The following is a 20960-nucleotide window of genomic DNA, read 5'->3' on the forward strand; positions in this document are numbered from 1 at the left end:
GTGGTCAGTCGCCCTGGCCGCAGGCGACGCCGTCGCGGTTGCGGTCGAGAGCGTGCGGGTCGCCGGCCCGCACCGGCAGGCTGGTCAGGCCCCGCTCGCGCAGGTACCCGCACCGGTCGACGACCATCGACGGGAACGTCCGCGGGACGCACTGACTGCCGTCGCCGTAGCTGCGGACGCAGCCGTCCACCCCGGCCGGCACCGTCACCGCGCGCGGGCGGGGTGCGGCGTCACGCCGGGCCGGCGGCACCCGCGTGGCCGGCGCCTCGATCCGCACCCACTGGGCCGCCGACGGCACGCCGCGCTTGTCGGCGGCGTACAGCATGTACCAGCCCGGCGGCGCCAGGTTCGGGTTCGGGGTCAACGCCACATCGATGTTGCCGTCGTCGTCATCATCGACGATCGGCAGTCGGACGTACCGCTGGTTCGGGTCCGAGGAGTGGGTGACCGCGGCCGGCCGGATGAGCGCCACCTCGGCGATGTCACCCTCGACCGTCAGCCGCTGCGTGCTGCCCACCTTCCACGTTCGCGACGCGACCGAGGTGATGGCGGGCCGGTTCTTCTCGAACAGGTACCAGGGTGAGTACACCGAGATCCGGTTGTCGAACGAGCCGTCGCCCGGGTTGTCGCCGACCGCCATCACCCGACCGTCCGGGAGCAGGAACGCCGACGAGTGGTACCCGCGCGGCACCGGGTCACGCGCCATGCCGTCGGTGAACCGGTTGGTCTCCGGGTTGTACATCGAGGCCTCGAACACCGGGTCGGCACGGTTGTGCACAGCGCCGCCGGTCTCGAAGACCTTCCCGTCGGGCAGGATCACAGTCGAGACGTACATCTTGCCCTCGTGGGCCTTCTGCCGTGCCCCGTCCTCGCGGAAGCCGGTGGGCAGCTTCGGCCCGGCCCGGTACCGGGGCCGGTTAGCGCTCAGGTCGACGACGTCGGTGTGGCGGACGGCGTCCAAGTTGGACACCACGTTCCCGCCGCCGACAGTCAACACCCGCTGGTCCTGGGCCGGCGGCAGCAGGACGCTCATGGACTGGTCACGCCGGTCCTTGTCCTGGAGGCCCGGAACGTCGGTGATCTTGCCGGTGGTGTGGTCGTAGAGGGACGCGCCGGCGCCGGGCAGACCGTCGCCGAAGACGTGGCTGCCGGAGTAGAACAGCCTGCCGTCAGCGGTCAGGATCATCGCGGGGTACAGGCCCCAGAACCGGTAGGTCTGGGTGACCTCGTTCGGCGCGAGCCAACGCCGCTGGGTCGACGAGAAGTACTCGGTGCCCACCGCGCCCTCGGACCGCTCGTTCAAACCGCCGACGGACAGCACGTCGCCGTTGCCGAGCACGGTCGCCGACGGGTACCAGTGCCCCTCGTTCATGTCGTTCATGCGGGTGTAGGCGTTGGTCTCCGGGTCGAAGATGTACGACGCCCGCAAACCCTTGTAGCCGTGCGATCCGTCAGCCGCCGGGTACGAGGCATTGCCGCCGAGAACGAGCAGCCGCCCGTCGGGAAGTTGGGCGTGACCGCCGCAGAACAGGTCGTCCGGCGTCGGGACCGGCGTGAACGAGCCGGCCTCCGGGTCGTACAGGGTCGTGCTGAACTGGCCCTTGGCGAACTCGCCCGGGTCGTTGCCGGAACCGGCGATCAGGAGCACCTTGCCGGTGCGCAGCACCGCCGCGTGGATGCCGCGGACCGGCGACTGGTACGGCATGACCTCCCAGGCGCCGCTCGGGCACCGTTCGCCAGGCGCGCAGATCGGATTCGCCGGGGGCTTGCCGGCCTCCTTCATCCGGTAATCGTCGGTGGTCACCACGCCGGCCCCGGCGAGGCTGACGCCCCACTGGATCCGGGTCGTGCCCGCCGGGACGACCGGCGTCCGTGCGGTGGCCTCGGTGTACGTGGCGGCGGCGGGCAGGTTGGCCAGGTCAGTCCAGTAGTGCCACCCGGCGCCGTCGTGCCGGAACAACGTGATGGAGCCGCCTGGCGCGTTGCTGCGGTACCAGACCGACAGGTCGTAACGAAGCCCCGGAGTGACCGCCGGGGCGCAGCCGGCCCGTTCGGCCATCATCGCCTTGGCGTCGCCATCGGTGTACGCCGTCACCCGCAGCGTCATCCCGCGTCTGCCGGAGTGCTCGTCCGAGGTGCTGACGAGCGCCGCCGTGTTGGCGCCGCGCTGGTAGAGCTGCCAGCACGCCGGTCGCCCGTCGTCCAGCTCCTCCACGCCTGGATTGACCACCAGGTTGGAGGGTGGCGCCGACGAGGCGGGTGGAGGAACGCCCTCGGCGAGAGCCAGAGTGAGACAGAGCAGGCCCAGTGTCAGGCCTGCCATTCGACGGATCATGGCGTCGCCTCTCTCAGATCGGCGTGGACGCGGCGGACCTCGATCCGCTCCTCTCCTTCGCCGAATGCGGCCACCACGTCGGAGCGCGTGATGGCCTCGGTCAGGGTCGGCAGGCCGGCGGGCCGCTGCCGCATCATCGGGGTGACCACGACGTAGTGCAGGTCCCGCCAGCCGCCGGGCAGGTGGATCATCACCGCGGGGTCGAGGTCGAGCTTGTAGAACCAGATCGCCCCCGTCCCGGGGTTGAAGCCGGCGCGGACCATGTCCGGCCACAGGGCGTCATCGACGACGATCCGCGTCCCGTCCGCGTGCACGTGGTCGCGGACCCACCGACCGGCGGCGGCGTACTCGGCGTTGGCGTCGTCGCGCCACAGTCGTCGATTGCCGTCGTGCCAGCTGACCCCGACGGCCAGCGCCAGCGCGCCGGCCAGCGCCAGCGCCGCGAGCCGCACCGGAAGGCGCAGCCGCGGCGGTGCCCAGGCGCCGCGGCGGAACAACACCACCGCGGTGTGCGCGAGGCCGGCGAGGCACAGCGCGTAGAAGGGCAGCGCCTGCGCGATGTGCATGGCCGGCAGGTAGCCGCCCGGGCGAAGCCCCATCAACGAGATCACCATCGCCGCGACCGCCGGCGCCCGCAGCCGCCGTACGGTCAGGGCGAGGGCTGACGCCGCAGCGCCGGCCAGCACGATCACCGGGTCCTGGTACAGCCAGGCGTCGACCGTGCGATAGGAGTCGCTACCCACGTCGAAGACGCTGCCGGAGGAGTGCCGCCCCGCGACCTGGTGGAACGCGGCGCCCAGCAGCGACACGTGCCCGTCGCCGGGCATCAACTCGCCCTTCAGCGCGGCGTACAGCGGGTACACCGACAGGGTCAGCACGAACGCCGCCACGAACCCCGTCAGGCAGAACGCCCGGGTGCTGCGGTGGCTGCACCGCCAGATCGCCAGCGCGACGGCCGGCACGGCCAGGAGGATGGTCTCCTTCGACAGCACCGCGCCCGCCGCGCAGCCCCCGGCGCCGATGTAGTGCCACAGGTGCCGGCGCCGCGACAGGGCCAGCAGCAGAGCGCCGAGCAGCCAGGTCACCGCGATGTTGTCCAGATAGACCTGCCGGTGCAGGGCCAACGCCAGGGGCGACAGAACGAACAGCGCCACGGCCGTCGCCGCCGCCCAGGGCGCCAGCCGCAGCCGCCGCGCCACCAGATACAGCAGGACGACGCTGGTCAGCGCGAACACCATCATCGCCGCCCGTCCGGCCACGAGCGCCGGACTCCCCGACAGCACCAGGTCCGGCAGCCAGCCGAGCGCCGCGAGCTGGATCCAACCGAATGGCGGGTGGTCGTACCAGTAGGTGTAGTGGGCGAGTCCGATCCCCTCGCGGACCGCCCACGCCTGCGCCAGGTAGGTGCCCTCATCGGCGCCGAACACGGGTCCGGCGCCGAAGTTCACGCCGTGGGCGAGCGCGGCGAAGGCGGTCAGGCCCAACAGCAACGGGCGGTCAGCGCGGACGCGGCGGCGGGCGAGCACGGCGGGCGCGGTCGGTGGCTCCGGCCGGGCGGGCGGAACTGCGGCAGCCGGCGCCTCGGTGACTACAGTCATCAGGCGTTCCTTCAGGCGTCCGCGGCGGCGGGTGTGGGCACGTCAGGCAGCAGGTGGGCGCCGACGTGCCTGGTCAGCTCCCAGTCGCGCCGGCCACGCCACTCACGGAAGACCGCACGGGTCGCGGCCCCGGCCAGCAACAGCATGTAGACGGGGGCGCCGGCGATCAGCTTGGCGTAGTCGACGGCGCGGATGCGTAGGCCGTACTGGCGTCCGAAGTCGTGTAGCCCGATGACCTCGAAGAACAGGTTGCCGACGGTGGGCAGCAGCGGCAGGTAGGACAGCAACGCGATGCCCGCGGGCAGGTTGAACAGAACGGCCATCGTGAACCCGGCAAGCGTCGTCACCCCGGTGAACGCCTGTACGAACGGGGAGGCGAGCGTGTACCGGGCCAGCAGCCGCTGACGGCGGCTGGGCAGCTGCCGCCAGTCGCCCTTGCGCAGCACCTGGAGAAAACCCTGGTTCCACCGTGTCCGCTGCTTGAACAACGCCGTCGCCGTGTCGGGCGTCTCTTCCCGGGTGACAAGCAAGGCGTCGTAGGCGACGACGACCTTGCAGCCGATACTGGACAGGCGCACGCCCAGGTCGCAGTCCTCCGCGAGGCATTGCGGGTCCCAGCCGCCGACCTCGCGCAGCGTGTTCGCCCGGACGAAGACGGTATTACCGCCAAGCGGGATGAATCCGCGTTGGGCCTGAAGGTGTAGTCGGCTGCGGAACCAGAAGAAGTACTCCAGGCAGTTGCGGACGCTGAACCAGTTCGAATGGAAGTTGATGAGTTGCACGCCGCCCTGGACGACAGTCGCGTCGGTCGTGCGGAACGCGTAGTCAACGTGGGTGAGCAGGTCGGGGTGGACCTGGTCCTCGGCGTCGAAGACCCCGACGATGTCGCCGGTGCAGCTCGGCAACGCGGTGTTGAGCGCCTTGGGCTTGTTCTTCACCGCGTGGTGATCGACGATCACGCTGACCTGCGAGTGCTCGGCGGCCAGTTCGTGGGCGACCGTTGCGGTGGCCGGATCGTCATGGCCCACGATCAGAATCAGCTCGAAGCCCTGGTGCCGGGACTGGAGCAGTTTCCGCACGGTCTGGGCGAGCACGGCCTCCTCGTGCCGGGCCGGCAGAAGCAGGGAAAAAGTGTGCCCATGACTACCGTCGGGCGGCGCGAACCGGGTCGCGTACAGCGTCTGCGGGGTTCGCCAGGCGTGCAGCGTCCACCAGAGCGTGATTGTCGCCGCCATAAATAGGATTCCCGACATTGCTACGGCAAGGCCAGTTAGAACCACCGTGCACCCACCCGTTCGCGGACTAAGGACGGATACGGCCCCACACCGTCCCGCCATCGAGCGCGTCCGCCGTCGCTACGAAATGCGCAGCGTCACATTCCCCGAATGCCGCGCGGACCCGCACGTCGATGGCATCCCCAGTCACCGACGTGTGAGGCCATCCTTGTGGACCGGCCCGACCGCTGGCAACAGCCATCGATGGGTAGAGGAGCGCGCTCGCGACGCGATTTCCTACACATTGGCCGGAGGGGTCGAACCACTGTGGCGTCACTACCTGGCCCGACGTCCGCGCGCCTGACTATCGGGCCGACGTTCCACTGTGGCGTAAAACACAGTTTAGCCAGCGACCCACGACCACCCCAGCTACCGGGCGATCACCGAGTAGTGGGCCCGCAAGGTCCGCCTCCTTGAAACGGATGTCGGGGACGACTCAGGACTTTCTGCAGGTAAGACCGTCGGTGTCGGCAGGCAACGGGGTGAACCCGCAGCGCCGCAGCGTAGGACGGCAGGCAGGTGTCCAGAACGTTGTAGACCTCACGCGTCGCGGGGAACGCCCCGGTGATCACCGTGGCATCCGGGTGATACGCGCCGACGCCATCCGGGCCCGAGACCGGCTGCTGGCCGTCGATGGCGCCTACGACCGCGCCACCTCGGCGGTCGACCCCTGCCCAGTTGGCCTGAGCCACCCATGCGGCCACCGAGTACGGCAACACCGCGTTGGGCCGGTCGGCGGCCGGCACGCCTGCCCCGTCGTTCTCGGTGGTCGCCCTGATCTCACCGCAGCTGGTGGCGGGCTCGGCGCCGAGGACAGCGCCGCCGAAGAGACGTTGGCGCCAGGCTGAGCACCAACGCCACAGCAACGGTTCGGGAGTCGTGTCGCATGACAGGTCAACCCTTTCGACAGGCACCCCATTCAGGCGTGCGCCCCCAGTTACGCCGGCTCAGGTGTCCACAGCCGAGGCTGAAGATGAAGGCGTAGTGACGCTACGGCGGGCGGGACACCGGCGGAAGGCTGGTGGCCCGTCCGGTGGTTCGCGTCCCTGGTTCCTTGCGGTGACCGAGTACGTGGGTCGCGTGATTCTTTGACAGATTCGTCGCGACCCACCCTGACAAGCGGCCGCGACGGAGCGCACGGACCACTTGTGGGCGCGTCAAGGGGAGTCATATATTGATGCCCATCACTGCTTGGTGAAGGTTGCCGCGGAAGGCCCGCTGTCCCGGCTCCCGCTGCGCAGCGTGCGACGCATCCCGGCGCCCGGGCTGGCCCCACGGCGCCGCCCCCCCCACCCACGCCAACCGATCGGAGCGCCGTCGATGAATCGCAAGCACAGCGCCGTGGCAGTCGCCGTCCTGGCCGCTCTCAGCATCCCCGCACCGGCCCAGGCCGTACCGGACCCGCATTCGGGCGGTGAGCGGATCGTGGACGGCAAGGTCACCGAGAGCGCTCCGTGGGCGGCGCAGTTCTACCGGGGCAACGGCAGCTCCGGCGGGCCGTCCTGCTCCGCGTCGGTCATCGCGGTGGACTGGGTGCTGGTGGCCGACCACTGTCTGACCTACGGCCACAGCGGCAAGGTCTTCTCTGTGAAGGTCGGCAGCCTCAAGCGGGGCGAAGGGACGGCCTACCAGGTCGAGCGGTACCTCAGCAAGTACGACGTGACCCTGCTGAAGCTCGCCACGCCGATCCAGGACCCCGTGATCGCCCCACTCGCCGACGCCATCCCGGCGAAGGGGTCCCAGGTGGAGATCTACGGATGGGGTAAGACCTGCATCGTCAGCGCGCAGTGCCCCCCGTCGCCGGTGCTCAAGCAGGCGACCCTGCGGGTCGACGGGACCACCAGGGACCACAAGGGTGGGCCGGCGCTCCAACTCACCCACGTCACCGGAAACGCCTCCAACGGCGACTCCGGCGGCCCGGCGTGGTTCGACGGCAAGGTCGTGGGGGTCGCGTCGACCGCCGGCGCGCGCAACGCGCAGTACTCGAGTGTCGCGGTCGCCGGAACCCGCGAGTGGATCCGGACCAACGCCGGCGTTTGAGCCGCTGTCCCACGGAGCCAGGCACGCACTCCAAGGCAAGGTCAAACGGCGGGCGGCGGTGGGGCGCGTGAATGCGCCCCACCGCCGCCCGCGCGGCTAGCTCCCCCGTCAGCCAGAGATCATCGACTGCGCGGAGACGAAGCTGTACCCCTTGGACCTGACCCCCTCGACGACCTGGTCCAGGTAGCCGGTGCCGAGGTACGGGTGGTAGAAGAAGCTCGCCACGCCGTCGCGGATCACCAGGTTACGGTCGGCTGAGGCCACCAGGTCCGCCGGAAGCCGCGCCGGGTGGTTGTTGAACGCGTCCGGCTCGACGTTGCCGATGTTCTCCGGAACGATCACCGTGCCGTACACGTCGCGGACGGTGTAGGGGAAGAACTGTCCCGTCGCGCGGGTGTAGTCCGGCTTGCCTCCGGTCAGCAGGCCCGGGAAGTACAGGGTCCGGTCGTACCGCTTGCCGAAGATGTCGTCGATCGCCTTGTAGTCGACCGCGCTACCAGCGTAGTGCGGGAACTCGAAGATCGTCGGCTGCTTGAGCCCGGAGAACGCGAACTGCAGTTTCGCCGCGTTCACCCGGCTCGCCACCATCGTCGCCGAGTCGCCGGGCACGGGCCCGTCGTAGATCACCGAGTCGTTGGCGTCGACGTGGGCCTGGTAGAACTCGAAGTCGTTTCCGCTGGTGCCGTCGTACGGGTTGATCAGGCTGGCGAACTGGTGGGTGTAGCCGTGCATGATCATCGTGCCGCCGCGGGCCTCCATGTACTTCAGCGCCTTGATCACCTCGGGCCGCTGGAGCAGCGTGTAGTCCTGCGCCTTGCCGTTGTTCTGCTTGCCCAACGGGTCGCGGTACCGGGTGTAGACAGCCACGCTGAACGGGACCTTCTTCGCGTACAGCAGGTCGGCGATCGCCCTCAGCTCGCCCGGGTCGGAGTCCGGGCCGGCGTCCTCGATCCGGACCAGCGCCCGCTTGCGGTCGTTGCCGCCGGGCGGCGTGCCGAGCGAGTCGAACAGCAGGTCGGCGTAGGCCAGGTAACGGTCGTCGTGGGTGACGTACGAGAACGGGATCTCGCCGAGGTAGGTGAAGTTGCCGGAGCGGACCCCCCACGGGAACCGGCTGCCGTCAGCGCGCACGGCCTCGGCGATCGCCTTGGTCTTGGCCGCGTCGGTGATCTCCACATCCATGATGCCGCCGCCGTTGCGGGTGTCGCGGGTCAGCTCGCGACCCTTGTAGTCCACCTGGGCGACCGGCGAGACGTCGAACTGGCGGTAGGTGAAGCCGCGCTTGGCCGCGAAGTCGGCGTCGCTGGCGGCCAGTTGCCAGATGTTGTTGTACATCCAGGTCACCGACTTGGTGGTCTTGGTCACGTCGTCAAGGAAGGCCACCGGCAGCGGCTCGTCGTAGGTCGAGCCGACGTAGATCACCGCGGTGTAGGCGTTCAGGTCGCCAGCTTTGTACCCGGTCACCGGAGCGGCGGCCCAGGAGCCGAAGTGGGAAGCCAGGTTCACGGCCTCGATCGCGTAGACCTCGCCGAGCCAGCCGAACGGCCCGGTGCTGTCGTACAGGACCAGGGTCTTGGCGGTCCCGCCGCCCGGCGCGGCAGCGCCGGTGCGCTTGGTCGTGGTCGTGGTCGTGGTGGTGCGGCTAGTGGTAGTGGACCCCGTCACGCTGGCCTTCACCGCGCTGAGGATCTGCTGGATCGGCCGCAGCCGGGTCGGCGCCGGCGGGGCCGGCAGGTTCGAGCTTTCCGGGGTGGCGGCGGTGGTGGTGCTGCCGACCAGGCTGATGCCCGATGTGACGGTGGTGAGCCCGATAGTCGAGGTCAGGCCCAGACTGAGAGCGGCGGCGAGGACGACCGCGCCGCGGGACAACTTCTTGCGGATCATTGGGCAGCTCCGGGGGTGAGGACGAACGGGGGCAGGGCGACGGGGCGGGTGTCGAGGCCGAGCAGTGCGGCCGTGGCGCGGGCGGTGCGGGCGGCGGCGTGGCCGTCGCCGTACGGGTTGCCGGCGGCGGTCATGGCGTCGCGTCGGCCGCGGTCGTCGAGCAGCGCCGCGGCCTCCTTGACGATCAGGTCCTCGTCGGCCCCGACAAGCAGGGCGCAACCCGCGTGCAGCGACTCGACCCGCTCGGTGACCTCGCGAAGGACCAGCGCGGGGACGCCGAACGAGGGCGCCTCTTCCTGGATGCCGCCGGAGTCGGTGAGCACGAGGTACGCCTCGGACAGCAGCCGGGACAGGTCCGGGTACGACACCGGGTCGGTGATCGTCACCCGCGGCAGTCCGGCCAGCGCCGCGTCGACCTGCGCGCGGACGGCCGGGTTCGGGTGGCTGGGCAGGACGACCTCGATGTCCTCGTACCGCTGCACCAGCGTCCGGACGGCGGAGAGGATGCGGTCCAGCGGCTCGCCCCAGGACTCACGGCGGTGCGCGGTGACCAACACCAGCCGACGGCCGGCGACCGCCGGCCGGGCGGCGAGCGCCGGGTCGGCGAACGGCAGCCGGCGCCCGGCCACAGCGAGCGTGGCGTCGACGACGGTATTGCCGGTGACCAGCACGTCGGCGGCCGGGATGCCCTCGTCGAGCAGGTTCTGCTCGGCCAACGGGGTCGGAGCCAGGTGCAGAGCGGCGACCTGCGCGACGAGCCGCCGGTTAGCCTCCTCCGGGAACGGCGAGTCAAGGTCGCCGGAGCGCAGGCCGGCTTCGAGGTGCACGACCGGGATACGCCGCCAGAACGCGGCGAGCGCACCGGCAAGGCTGGTCGTGGTGTCGCCCTGGACGATCACCGCGGCCGGCGGGCGCTCGGCGAACAGGGCGTCGAGCTGCGCGACCATCGCGGTCAGCAGCTCGGCCTGGGCGCCGCTCTGCCGGCTGACGGTGAGGATGACGTCCGGGGTGAGGTCGAAGGCCGCCAGGGCCTGACCGACCATCGTGGGGTGCTGGCCGCTGGCGACCAGGACCGGCGTCAGCAGACCGGCGGCCCGCATGGCGGCGACGACCGGGGCGAGCTTGACCGCCTCGGGCCGGGTACCGGCGATGAGGTGAATCTCGGGGAGCGACATGTGTCCTTCACTTTCTCCGTCTGCTGTGCGGGGGCACGGCCGGCGGTCCGGGGCGCGGGGTGAGTGCAGGTCAGGCGGCGATTGCCAGGGGCGTTGCGACGCCGATGACCTGCGGTGTCAGCTCCTCCGTGAGCCTTTCGGTCTTGGCCCAGGTCTGGCGCCCGGCGGCGTGACGGAACACGGCGCGGTAGGTGGCGACCAGACCCAGCAGTAGGAATGCGGGGTAGGCGAAGGCGGCGACGATGAGCCGGATGAGCGACTCGTCGCCGAGGCGGCGGCGGTGCACCAGCGCCCAGACGAAGCCGGGGAACAGGGTGGCGGCCAGCCACACGCCGGCCATGCTGGCCAGGGACCCCCAGGTCGGCAGGAAGCTCATCGGCTGGTCGGCGAGCAGGCCCGCGACACCGGCGCTGGTCATCACCGCGAGGACCAGCGAGATGACGGCGTTGGCCCACGGCGACAGCAGGTAGTGCAGCATCTCGGCCAGCGCGCGCGCCCGGATGACCGGCGAGGTGACCAGTTGCGGCAGGTACCGGGCGCACTGGATGTTGCCCTGCGCCCAGCGGGTCCGCTGCCGGGTGAGCCGGCGGACGTCCACGACGGCCTGCTGGGTGACCGAGGCGCGGGTGGTGTACCGGATGCTGAGGCCGGACAGGTGCATCCGGATACCCAGTTCGAGGTCCTCGACCAGGCATGCCGACCACGGCGAGTGGCCGAGGGTGAGCAGGGCGCCGAGCCGGGTGAACTGGCCGTTGCCACCGAGGCCGACGGTGTCCAGGTCATCGCGGACCCGCTGGAACGCGTTGACGACCGCGCCGAACTCCAGATCCTGGACGGCGCCGAGCAGCCGGGACCGGTTGCGGATACGGACCTGGCACTGGAGCGCGCCCACCTTCGGATCGCGCATCCGGCGGCTCACCTCGATGAGCAGGTTGGGGCTGCCCTGGCCGTCGCCGTCGATGATGCCGATGACCACGCGCTCGGGGTCGATGCCCTCCTCGGCCGCCCTGGCGGCGATCAGGCGGTACGCGGCGTTCAGCGCCTCGCCCTTGCCCTGACGGGCCAGCGGCAGGTCACGGCGCAGGATGTGCAGACGGGGGTGCCCGATGGAGGCGAGGATCTCCGGGGTGCGGTCGTCGGAGCCGTCGTCGATTACCAGCACCCGGACCTGAGTGTTGACCGGTCCGCGCAGGCCGAGGGCGGCGCCGACTGTGGCGGCGACGACCACTTCCTCGTTGAGGGCTGGGATGACGATCCAGAACTGGCTCGGCGATGCGCCGCCGGCGGGCAGTTCGTTGACCGCGGTGACGCCACGGACCGCGGTGTACCGACCGGCTACGCCGGCGAGGATCACGGTGAGGGCGGGCCACGCCAGCAGGATGGCGTGGCTGACGACGATGAGCAGCCAACCTTGTGATGCCGACATCCGGTCCTCCCCCACTGGTTGCGGTGACTGTTCGTAGTTCGGTACGCCCGAATTGCCCGTATGAGCGGCGCAAGTTCGACGTTAGGGAGTCACCGAGCGTCACACAATGGGGGCTAACCGACCGCCGTCGAAGACCGACTCGATGGGCGACGTGGAACCGGACGCCGGGCACATCCGGCCACCCTGCTGGAAACGAGCTGGGTCTACGTTCCGTACAGGTCAGCACCGAAAATAAGGAATAGAGGCCCGAAACCGGGCACGATTCTCACCACGAGTGAGGTTCGAGGCTGGCTCTTCGCCAGCGCCTACCCGACTGTCGGGCGATGGCCGGCGGACAGGCTCTCTCGACTACTAAAAGTGACGAAAGAATGACCCTAGTTGCAATCACTACGAGTGACCAACTGAGGTCGTTAGGTAAGGGGTTTGCGGAAGGCTGCGCCAGCGATGGCGCCCGCCGGGCAGCTCAGCCCGTGGCCATGACCTCGAAGGCCCGCGCGTGGCAGCGGGCTGACCGTCACGGGGTAAACAGCCGACCAGAGAGGTACTTCAGGCCGCTGTCCACCTGGACGGTCACCACCCGCCGGCCGGGGCCGAGGCGTTCCGCCAGGCGCAGCGCCGCCACGAGGTTCGCCCCCGTCGAGGGACCGGACAAAATGCCCTCCGTGCGCGCCGCGGCCCGTGCCATCGCGAACGCATCCGCCTCCGACACGGTCACGACCTCGTCATAGTCCGCGGCCGTCAGGAGCGGCGGCTCGTGCCCCACGCCGCCGCCCTCGATGTTGTGGCTGCCCGCCGGGCCGCCGGAGAGTACGGCCGACTCCACCGGCTCCACCACCACCCGCAGCAGCTCCGGGTGCTCCTTGCGCAGCGCACGCGACGTCCCCAGGAAGCAGCCCGCCGTGCCTACATAGCTGCAGAACGCCGCCACCGGCAGCCGCCCGTCGAGCTGATCGAGCAGCTCCTCGCCCAGTCGTTCGTACCCCGTGACCATGTCGACGTTGTGGAACTGGTCCACCAGGAACGCCCCGGTCTCCGCGACGATGTCCCGCGCCCGGCCCAGCATCGTGGGGATCAGGTCCGGAGTCATCCCGTGCGGGCTCGGCACCAGCTCCACCTCGGCGCCGAACGCCCGCATGGTCCGGATCTTCTCCTCGGCCGCGGCCGAGGAGGAGACGATGCGCAACGGGTACCCCTTCACCGCGCACACGAACGCCAACGCCGATCCGGTGCTACCGACACTGGCCTCGACTACGAGCTGCCCCGGGCGCAGGCGCCCGTCGGCCTCGGCCGCCTCGATCATGGACAGGGCCATGCGGTCCTTGTACGAGCCGGTCGGGTTGGCGCCTTCCAGCTTCACCCACACCTGCGCGCTACGGGCATCCGCCAACCGCGCTAGCCGGACCACCGACGTTCCGCCGACGGCGGCCAACCCACCAGGACGTTCCACGGCGCTCCCCCTCCGCATGCTCGCACAGGACGAGCACATCATCGCACCGCCACCCGGCGCCCTCAGGCCCGCCCGGCGGTCACCCGCGGATCAGGCGGTGAGCCGGGTTGGGTCGGCACCAGGACCCGGAAGGAGGCGCCGCCATCGGCCGGACCGCGCAGCTCCACCCGACCGCCGTGCGCGGTCACGATCGCCGCGACGATCGCCAGGCCGAGTCCCGTGCCGCCGCCGGAGCCGCGGCCGCGGCTGGCGTCGGCCCGGTAGAACCGCTCGAAGACCCGCGCCGCCTGCCCCTCGGGCACGCCGGGCCCGGTGTCACTGACTTCCAGAACCGCCCACGGGCCGTCAACGCGCCGATCGTTCGCCGGAATTCGCGCCTGCGGGGCGCCGATCGCCGCCCGCTGGACCTGACCGACGCGGACCGTGACGGTGGCCGGAGCCGGCGCATGGTGCAGGGCGTTGGCGACAAGATTCGCCGCGACCTGCCGCAGGCCCGATTCGTCGCCGGAAACGGTCACCGGCTCCAGGGTGGCGTCGTCGTCACGAAGCGCTGTCAGGCGGATGCTCCGCCGCGGCGCCCGGACGTGGGCGTCCCGCACGGTGTCCGCGGCGATCTGCAGCAGATCGACCGGGCCGCGCAGCGGCTCCAGGCGCTGGTCAAGGCGGGCCAACAGCAGCATCTCGTCGGCGAGCACCGCCAGCCGGGTGGCCTCCTGCTCGATGCGGGCCATCGTGTCGTCCAGCGTCGGGCCCGGTGGCGCGCCGCCACGACGGTACAGCTCGGCGAAACCGCGGATCGAGGTCAGCGGGGTACGCAGCTCGTGCGAGGCGTCGGCCACGAACCGGCGTAGTCGTTCCTCCGAGGCCCGCCGCGCGGTGATCTCGGACTGGATCCTGGCGAGCATCGAGTTCAGCGCGTCGCCGAGCTGGCCGGCTTCGGTACGTGGGTGGAGGTGGTCGACCCGGCGATCAAGGTCGCCGTGGGTGATCGCCTCGGCGACCTCGACCATCCTGGTCAACGGTCGAAGGCCCAGCTTGACCACCGTCCGGCTGACCAGGCCGAGCCCCAGCAGGATGACCAGGGTCACGCCGATATCGATGCTCAGCAGCTGGTCGGCGGTTTGGTCGACCTCGTCGAGCGGTGTGCCGAGGACCACCACGCCGCCGGTGGAGGGGACCCGTACCGCGACCACCCGCCAGCGGGTGTCACCGTGGGTGGCTGGGGCGGTGTACGGCTCGCCACGGTTCGCCCGCCCGGCGAGCGCGTCGAACGGCTCCAGAGCCGGCGGCGACACGCCGCTGGCTCCGTTCTCGGCCGCCCGGCGTTGCCCGTCGGGTCCGAAAGCCACGACGATGCGATTCGTCCCGAGCCGCTTGGCGAATCGGCGCCCGCCGTTGCGTGGCGGCGCATCGGCGTGTCGGGATCCGCGGGCGTAGCTCTGGCCCAGACCGATGAGCTGTTCGTCAATCTTGTCGGTGAGGGAGTCGCGTAACAGGACGAGGCCGACGATGTTGGCGATCAGCAACGCCATCGCCGTTAACACGACGGTGACCAGGACAAGCCGTCCGCGCAGGGTCCACTGTCTCCAGCGCCGGCTGGCCGACACAGCGCGCCAGGCCGGCCAACGTTGCGGCACCTCTCAGCCCCCGTCGCGGGGCAGCCGCAGGGTGTATCCGACGCCCCGGACGGTGTGGATCAACGCTGGGCCCTCGACGTCGACCTTGCGGCGGAGGTAGTAGACGTACGATTCCACGATCCTGCCGTCGCCGCCGAAGTCGTAATGCCAGACACGGTCCAGGATCTGCGCCTTGCTCACCACCCGCCCGGCGTTGAGCAACAGGTAACGCAGCAACTTGAACTCGGTGGGGGACAGGTCGATCCGACGGCCGCCGCGGTGGACCTCGTGCGCGCCGTCGTCGAGCTCCAGATCGGCGAAGGTCAGCCCGGACGCAGCGGGAGCGCCGCCAGCGGGTTGGCTGCGGCGCAGGACCGCCCGGATACGCAGCACCACCTCCTCCAGGCTGAACGGCTTGGCGACATAGTCGTCGGCGCCGACATGCAGGCCGCTGATGCGGTCCTCCACGGCGTCCCGCGCGGTGAGGAAGATGATCGGCAGGCGCCGACCGTCGGCCCGGATCCGGTCGGCGACCTCGAAGCCGTTCAGGTCAGGCAGCATCACATCCAGGACGACGAGGTCGGCGGGGAAGGTCTCCAGGGCCGCCAGCGCCGCTGCGCCGCTCGCGACGGTGCGGACGTCGAAGTCGGTGAGCCGCAGCGTGGCTGACAGCAGCGCGCAGATGTTCGGCTCGTCATCGACGACGAGCACCCGGGCGCCTCGGGCGAACGGCGCGGTCCGGTCGGCCGCCAGTGCAGTGAAGTCTGTCCCGTTCGTCGCGAGGCGCATCCGTCTTCCCGTAGCGATCGTCATGAATGTCTGCCACTGGAACTCTACCGTTCGCTCCACACGTCACGCCCCTATCGATATATGCCCTTCAATGCTGATTAGGTGGCCAGGAAACTGTTCCGAGGTTTCTCCTAGGTTGCTTTGAGGTTTCCCGGAGAGTGGCTCGGTTAGATATTCAGCACATCCATCCCGCCTCCCCGCGGCAGCGTGATCCACAATGGAGGAAGGCTCGCCGATGACGGATCTCTGCCTGCACGAGATGTTCGAGACAACCGCGTGGAAGACCCCCGACGCGCCCGCGGTCGTCTGTGGCCCCCGCACGACGACCTACGCCCAGCTGGATGCCGCAGCCAACCGGCTGGCCCGACGCCTACGCTTCCTCGGCGTCGGCCGGGGTGACTATGTGGCGCTATTTCTCACCCGCTCCGACCTTGCGATAGCGGCCATTCTGGCCTGCCACAAGGCCGGCGCCTGTTACGTGCCGATCGATCCCGGCTATCCCGACGACCGCATCCGTTACATCACCGGCGAGCTGGGCGTCGCGTTGGCCCTGACCGACGTCCACCTGGCCGCGCGAGCGCCGCAGGCGTACCCGCTCACGCCGGTCGAGGTGCTCACGGCGGAGGACGACCATGTGGCGCTCGACGCGCCGGCGCCGGCGTTGGCCGACCGGGAGCCGTCGATCGGTTACGTCTCTCCGCACGACCTGGCGTACGTCATCTACACCTCCGGCACCACTGGCCGGCCCAAGGGCATCATGACCGAGCACCGCATGGTGACCCGGTTCGTGAACGCGTTCAACGAGGTCTGCGCCACCGGTCCGGCCGACCGGGTGTACCAGGGCTTCTCGCTGTGCTTCGACGGGAGCATCGAGGAGATCTGGATGGCGTTCTCGAACGGCTCCACGTTGGTGGTGCCGGAGCCGCACGCGCCGAAGTTCGGCGACGACCTCGCCGCGCACCTCGGCGAGCTGGGCGTCACGTACTTCTCGACCGTCCCGACCGTGCTGGCCACCTTCGGCGAACCGACGCCGAGCCTGCGCACCGTCGTCCTGTCCGGCGAGGTGTGCCCGCCGGACCTGGTCGCGCGCTGGGACCGGCCCGGGGTGGCGCTGTGGAACGTCTACGGGCCGACCGAGGCCACCGTCAACACGACCGCGCTGCGGTGCCGCGCCGGCGAGCCGATCACCATCGGACGGCCGCTGCGCGGCTACCACCTGGAAGTGGTCGACGATGACCTCCAGCCGGTCGACGACGGCGAGTGCGGCGAGCTGGTCATCCGTTCCGAGACGCTGGCCCGCGGCTACGTCGGCCAGCCCGAGCTGACCGCGCGAACCTTCGTCAAGGCCGGCTGCGACGACTCCCGGCGGGTGTACCGCACCGGGGATCTGGCCCGGCGCACCTCCGCTGGTGACTACGAGTTCCTCGGCCGGATCGACGGCCAGGTGAAGATCCGCGGCAACCGGGTCGAACTGGGCGAGATCGAGTCGGTGCTGACCGAATGGCCACAGATCCGGACGGCCGCGGTCCGGGTTCTGGAGATCGACGGCATCCAGCAGATCGCCGCATACGTGGTAGCCGACGTCGCGCCCGACGAACTGGACCGTGACGGCGTCCTGCGACTGGCCCAGGACCGGCTGATGCCCTACATGCTGCCGGCCTACCTGGACGTGCTGCCGGAGATGCCGCGCACCACCAGCGGCAAGGTCGACCGCAAGCAGCTTCCGGCGCCCGCCATCCCGCTCACCCGGGAGCTGACCGACGTCGTCCCGCCGGCAACCGCCATGGAGGCGCGGCTGGTGGAGGTCTACGCCGAGGTGCTCGGCCTGCCGGCGGTGAGTGTGACCGCCGACTTCTTCACCGACCTGGGCGGTCACTCGCTGCTGGCCGCGCGGGCGGCCACCCGACTGCGCGACGTCGCCGGGCACCCGGTGACGGTCCGGGAGATGTACGTGCACCCCAGCGTCCGGGCGTTGGCCACGCACCTGGACTCGCTTGGCCCGGTCGACCCGGGCGGCCCGGGCGGCCCGACGGCCGGCCCATCGGCGGGTGAGGTCTACGCCGGACAGTCCCGTTGGACGCGTGGAACGACCTGGGCGTTGCAGGCGCTCTCGCTGTACGTGTTCGGCGCCCTGTCCTCGATCGTGCCGGTGCTGCTGTTCTTCGTCACCGTCGGGTGGGTGCTCGGCTCGACGAGCACCGGCCGGTACCTGGCCATCATCGGACTCGGCGCGGTCGCCATCTGGCCGTCGCTGATCCTCCTGTCGATCGCGGCCAAGTGGGTCCTCGTCGGCCGGTACCGGGCGGGCGAGTACCCCCTGTGGAGCTTCTACTATCTGCGGCACTGGCTGGTCGGCCGGTTCGTCGCGACCAGCGGGATCGGATCGCTGTCCGGGACCCCGGTTCTGCCGCTGTACCTGCGGCTGATGGGGGCCAAGGTCGGGCGCGGGTGTCACCTGATGACCACCGAGATCGGCGCCTACGACCTGCTGACCATCGGCGATGACACCAGCGTCGGCGCCTCCACCCACCTGCTCGGCTTCCGGGTCGAGAACGGCCTCCTCAAGGTCGGACGGATCGACATCGGTGACCGCTGCTTCGTCGGCGTCCACTCGGTGCTCGGCCTGAACGCCGCCATGGAGGACGACAGCGCGCTCGACGACCAGTCCCTGCTCCCCGACGGCGCGGTCATCGCCGCGGGGCAGGCCCGCCGGGGCGCGCCCGCGGTCGTCGCGCCGGTCGAGCTGCCCGCGACGACGACGCACGCCGGCGCCGCGCGCCGGTTCTGGTACGGGTGCCTCCACGTGGCGACGATCTACTTCATGTTCTCCGTGGGCGTCGCCTCCTTCGTCGGCCTGGCCTTCGGGTTCCGGCGGGTGCTGCTGGAGCAGGGGCTGCCGTTCGCATTGGGCGTGCTGGCCGCGACCATCCCAGCGCTGATCGTGCTGGGAGCGCTGATCGGCGCCGGCGGCAAGCGGCTAGTCCTGTCGCGCATCGCTCCTGGCGAGTACCCCACGGAGAGCCTCATCTACCTGCGCAAATGGCTGTCGGACGGGTGGATGGCAGGGGTGAAGCAGGCCTTCCTGCCGATCTACACCACGATCTACCTGCCGCCGTTCCTGCGCCTGTTCGGGGCCCGGATCGGCCGGCGGGCCGAAATCTCCACGATCCTGAGTATGCAGCCGGAGCTGACCGAGATCGGGCCGGAGAGTTTCTTCGCCGACGGCTCGATCATCGGCGGCAAACGGGTGCACCGCGGCGTCTTCGCCGTCGGCTGGAACCGCATCGGCGCGCGCAGCTTCGTCGGCAACTCGGCGATCCTGCCGATGGGCAAGAGCATGGGCGACAACAGCCTGCTCGGGGTCCAGTCGCTGCCCCCGGCCGGCGTAGACACCACCCCGGACGGCTGGGAGGGCCTGGGCTCAGAGGCGTTCACCCTGACCCACCGGGTGAAGGTGGAGTCGTTCGACCCGACCGTCATCTACCGACCCACCTTCTCGCTATACCTCCAGCGGTGCCTCATCGACGGACTGCGGGTGCTGATTCCCTACTACATCGCCCTGGGCGCTCTGGTCGCGTACCTGCACGGCGTGTGGTGGGCGTACACCACCGGCGGTCTTCTTCGCGTGGTGCTCGTCGTGCCGCTGATGGCGTTCGCGGTGGCGACCGCGGCGATGCTCCTGGTGGCGTTCCTCAAGAAGACCATCATGGGAACCTTCCAACCGACCGTCAGGCCACTGTGGTGCCGCTACGTCTGGCTCAACGAGATGATCAACGGAATCTACGAGTCGGTCTTCGCGCCGGCGGTGGCGTCGCTGCTCGGCACCCCGTTCTGCGCGCCGTTCTTCCGCCTCATGGGTGTGCGCATCGGACGCCGTACGTACCTGGCCACGACGCTGTTCTCCGAGTTCGACCTCGTGGAGATCGGCGACCATGCGGCGCTCAACCATGGCGCGGTCCTTCAGAACCACCTGTTCGAGGACCGGGTCTTCAAGTCGTCCAGCCTGCGGATCGAGGCCGAGTCCGCGGTGGGGAACATGGCGATCGTCCTCTACGACTCGGTGCTGTCACGGGGCGCGTCGCTGGGGCCGCTGTCGCTGCTCATGAAGGGCGAGACGCTACCGGAGCGCACGACCTGGCACGGCATCCCCTGCGAGCGCGTCGGCACGCCCGTCGTCGCGACCCGGCCTGGTCTGAGCCGCCCCGTCCCCAGCGCTCGCACGCCCGAGCCTGGGCCCTTTGACCGGGCACTGGCCAGCGCCGGCCGCTGACGGGGCAGCTCCACGCTGCGCACATGTGCCTGACCGCGTCCACATCTCCCTGGCCCACCAGGGCGCCGCCAAGTGGATCACTGACACGACCGGGATCGCGCCGACGCGGGCCGGCAGCGCCACCAACGTGGCCCGCGCCAGCCGGTAGACCCACCTGGCGTGAGGGCGCCACGACTCAGCCGGACCCGTCGCGGGGATTCCCCGACCCGCTACGACGCCTCAGCGCGGTCGCGGTGGCCACGGCGCTCGCCGCGGCCACCACCGCCACGAACACCGCCGGACCGGCGCCGCCGACGACCGTCGCCAGCCACCGCTGGGCCGACGAGGCGGCGTCGATGACGGGGTCCTGTGGCTGGTCGCCGCGCAGCAGTCGAACCTCGTGCCAGCCGTAGTAGGTGACATAACCGCCGACCAACGCCAGCAGACCACCGCTGAACCGTCCCAGCACCGGCCCGATTCGGCGCAGGCGGGCCACCGACGCCGGCCGGGCCAACGCCACCGCCACCGCCGCCGCCCCGACGACCAGCCCCATCCCGACCGCGTACCCCAGGAACGCGCCGCCGGCGGTCAACCAGGACGACGACCGTCCGGCGGCCACCACGATCGCCAGGAACGGAGCGATCGTGCAGCTCAATGACGCCAGCGCGTAACCGGCGCCGTAGCCGAACATTGAAACAGCCGTCTGACGCACCGGCGCCGTGCTCACCGCGCCGGTCGTGGGCAGACCGGGCAGGGACCGGCCGGCGAGCACCCAACCACCGGCAGCCACCAACGCCACCCCCAGCCCGACGGTCACCCACGGCAGGTGGCGTTGGATGCCGCTGGCGGCCGGACCGAGCACGAGTCCGAAGGCGCCGAACACGGCCACGAACCCGCCGGTCATCGCGGCGGTGGTCGCCACCGCCCGGCCCACCGCCCGGGCCCGCGCGGTCGGCTCGTCGCCGAGGACCAGCAGCGACAGGTAGGCCGGCAGCAAAGCGAATCCGCACGGGTTCACGGCCGCGAGCATGCCCGCCGCCAACGCCAGCCCCCAGGTGCCGGGCTCCATCAGATGACGAACACGTCGGCTGTGCGAACAAGCATGGCGGGGCCTCCTGAACGAACCA

Annotated in this window: 14 protein-coding genes; 4 read left to right on the forward strand and 10 right to left on the reverse strand. The window is 70.4% G+C overall.

The genetic code is table 11. The annotated features are described in order from the left end of the window. Positions 1–4: 4 nt before the first annotated feature. Genes ABD287_RS01380 through ABD287_RS01390 form a run of 3 tightly spaced genes read right to left on the reverse strand, consistent with a single transcriptional unit; the run spans position 5 to position 5168 of the window. On the reverse strand, positions 5–2323 hold the full coding sequence (locus ABD287_RS01380) for a galactose oxidase early set domain-containing protein (protein WP_344166945.1): 2319 nt from the start codon (positions 2321–2323) through the stop codon (positions 5–7). Positions 2324–2331: 8 nt separating this feature from the next. Continuing rightward, positions 2332–3933 carry an ArnT family glycosyltransferase gene (locus ABD287_RS01385; protein WP_344166947.1) on the reverse strand — a complete coding sequence of 534 codons (1602 nt, stop codon included), beginning with the start codon at positions 3931–3933 and terminating at the stop codon, positions 2332–2334. 11 nt (positions 3934–3944) lie between these two features. Beyond that, on the reverse strand, positions 3945–5168 hold the full coding sequence (locus ABD287_RS01390; RefSeq protein WP_344166949.1) for a glycosyltransferase: 1224 nt from the start codon (positions 5166–5168) through the stop codon (positions 3945–3947). Positions 5169–5791: 623 nt separating this feature from the next. Here ABD287_RS01390 and ABD287_RS01395 point away from each other — a divergent pair. Continuing rightward, positions 5792–6055 carry a hypothetical protein gene (locus ABD287_RS01395; protein ID WP_344166951.1) on the forward strand — a complete coding sequence of 88 codons (264 nt, stop codon included), beginning with the start codon at positions 5792–5794 and terminating at the stop codon, positions 6053–6055. A 472-nt stretch (positions 6056–6527) separates the two neighbouring features. Then, positions 6528–7247, forward strand: coding sequence for a S1 family peptidase (locus ABD287_RS01400; protein WP_344166953.1), 720 nt, complete (start codon positions 6528–6530; stop codon positions 7245–7247). 108 nt (positions 7248–7355) lie between these two features. On the opposite strand, the gene ABD287_RS01405 is transcribed toward ABD287_RS01400, so the two are convergent. From ABD287_RS01405 to ABD287_RS01430, 6 genes are all read right to left on the reverse strand, one after another. Next, positions 7356–9131, reverse strand: coding sequence for a DUF2334 domain-containing protein (locus ABD287_RS01405; RefSeq protein WP_344166955.1), 1776 nt, complete (start codon positions 9129–9131; stop codon positions 7356–7358). Next, positions 9128–10306 (reverse strand): non-hydrolyzing UDP-N-acetylglucosamine 2-epimerase, encoded by a 1179-nt coding sequence (wecB, locus tag ABD287_RS01410; protein WP_344166957.1) that lies wholly within the window; start codon positions 10304–10306, stop codon positions 9128–9130. The genes ABD287_RS01405 and wecB overlap by 4 nt, the downstream gene beginning before the upstream one ends. A gap of 70 nt (positions 10307–10376) precedes the next feature. Beyond that, positions 10377–11732 carry a glycosyltransferase gene (locus ABD287_RS01415; RefSeq protein WP_344166959.1) on the reverse strand — a complete coding sequence of 452 codons (1356 nt, stop codon included), beginning with the start codon at positions 11730–11732 and terminating at the stop codon, positions 10377–10379. Between the two features lie 514 nt (positions 11733–12246). Next, entirely contained in the window at positions 12247–13179 is a 933-nt protein-coding gene (locus ABD287_RS01420; protein WP_344166961.1) for a PLP-dependent cysteine synthase family protein, read from the reverse strand. 62 nt (positions 13180–13241) lie between these two features. Further along, a complete protein-coding gene (locus ABD287_RS01425; protein WP_344166963.1) occupies positions 13242–14711 on the reverse strand; it encodes a sensor histidine kinase in 1470 nt (489 codons plus the stop codon). A gap of 108 nt (positions 14712–14819) precedes the next feature. Beyond that, positions 14820–15584 (reverse strand): response regulator transcription factor, encoded by a 765-nt coding sequence (locus tag ABD287_RS01430; protein ID WP_344166965.1) that lies wholly within the window; start codon positions 15582–15584, stop codon positions 14820–14822. 235 nt (positions 15585–15819) lie between these two features. On the opposite strand from ABD287_RS01430, the gene ABD287_RS01435 reads away from it, so the two are divergent. Together ABD287_RS01435 and ABD287_RS01440 are read left to right on the forward strand one after the other, a co-directional pair. Further along, entirely contained in the window at positions 15820–19854 is a 4035-nt protein-coding gene (locus ABD287_RS01435; RefSeq protein ID WP_344166967.1) for a Pls/PosA family non-ribosomal peptide synthetase, read from the forward strand. 25 nt (positions 19855–19879) lie between these two features. Beyond that, on the forward strand, positions 19880–20002 hold the full coding sequence (locus ABD287_RS01440) for a hypothetical protein (protein ID WP_344166969.1): 123 nt from the start codon (positions 19880–19882) through the stop codon (positions 20000–20002). 27 nt (positions 20003–20029) lie between these two features. Here the strand turns inward: ABD287_RS01440 and ABD287_RS01445 are convergent, their stop codons facing one another. Further along, a complete protein-coding gene (locus ABD287_RS01445; RefSeq protein WP_344166971.1) occupies positions 20030–20902 on the reverse strand; it encodes a cytochrome c biogenesis CcdA family protein in 873 nt (290 codons plus the stop codon). Between the last annotated feature and the right edge of the window lie 58 nt (positions 20903–20960).

The organism is Pilimelia columellifera subsp. columellifera, from assembly GCF_039532605.1.
Taxonomy (GTDB): domain Bacteria; phylum Actinomycetota; class Actinomycetes; order Mycobacteriales; family Micromonosporaceae; genus Pilimelia; species Pilimelia columellifera.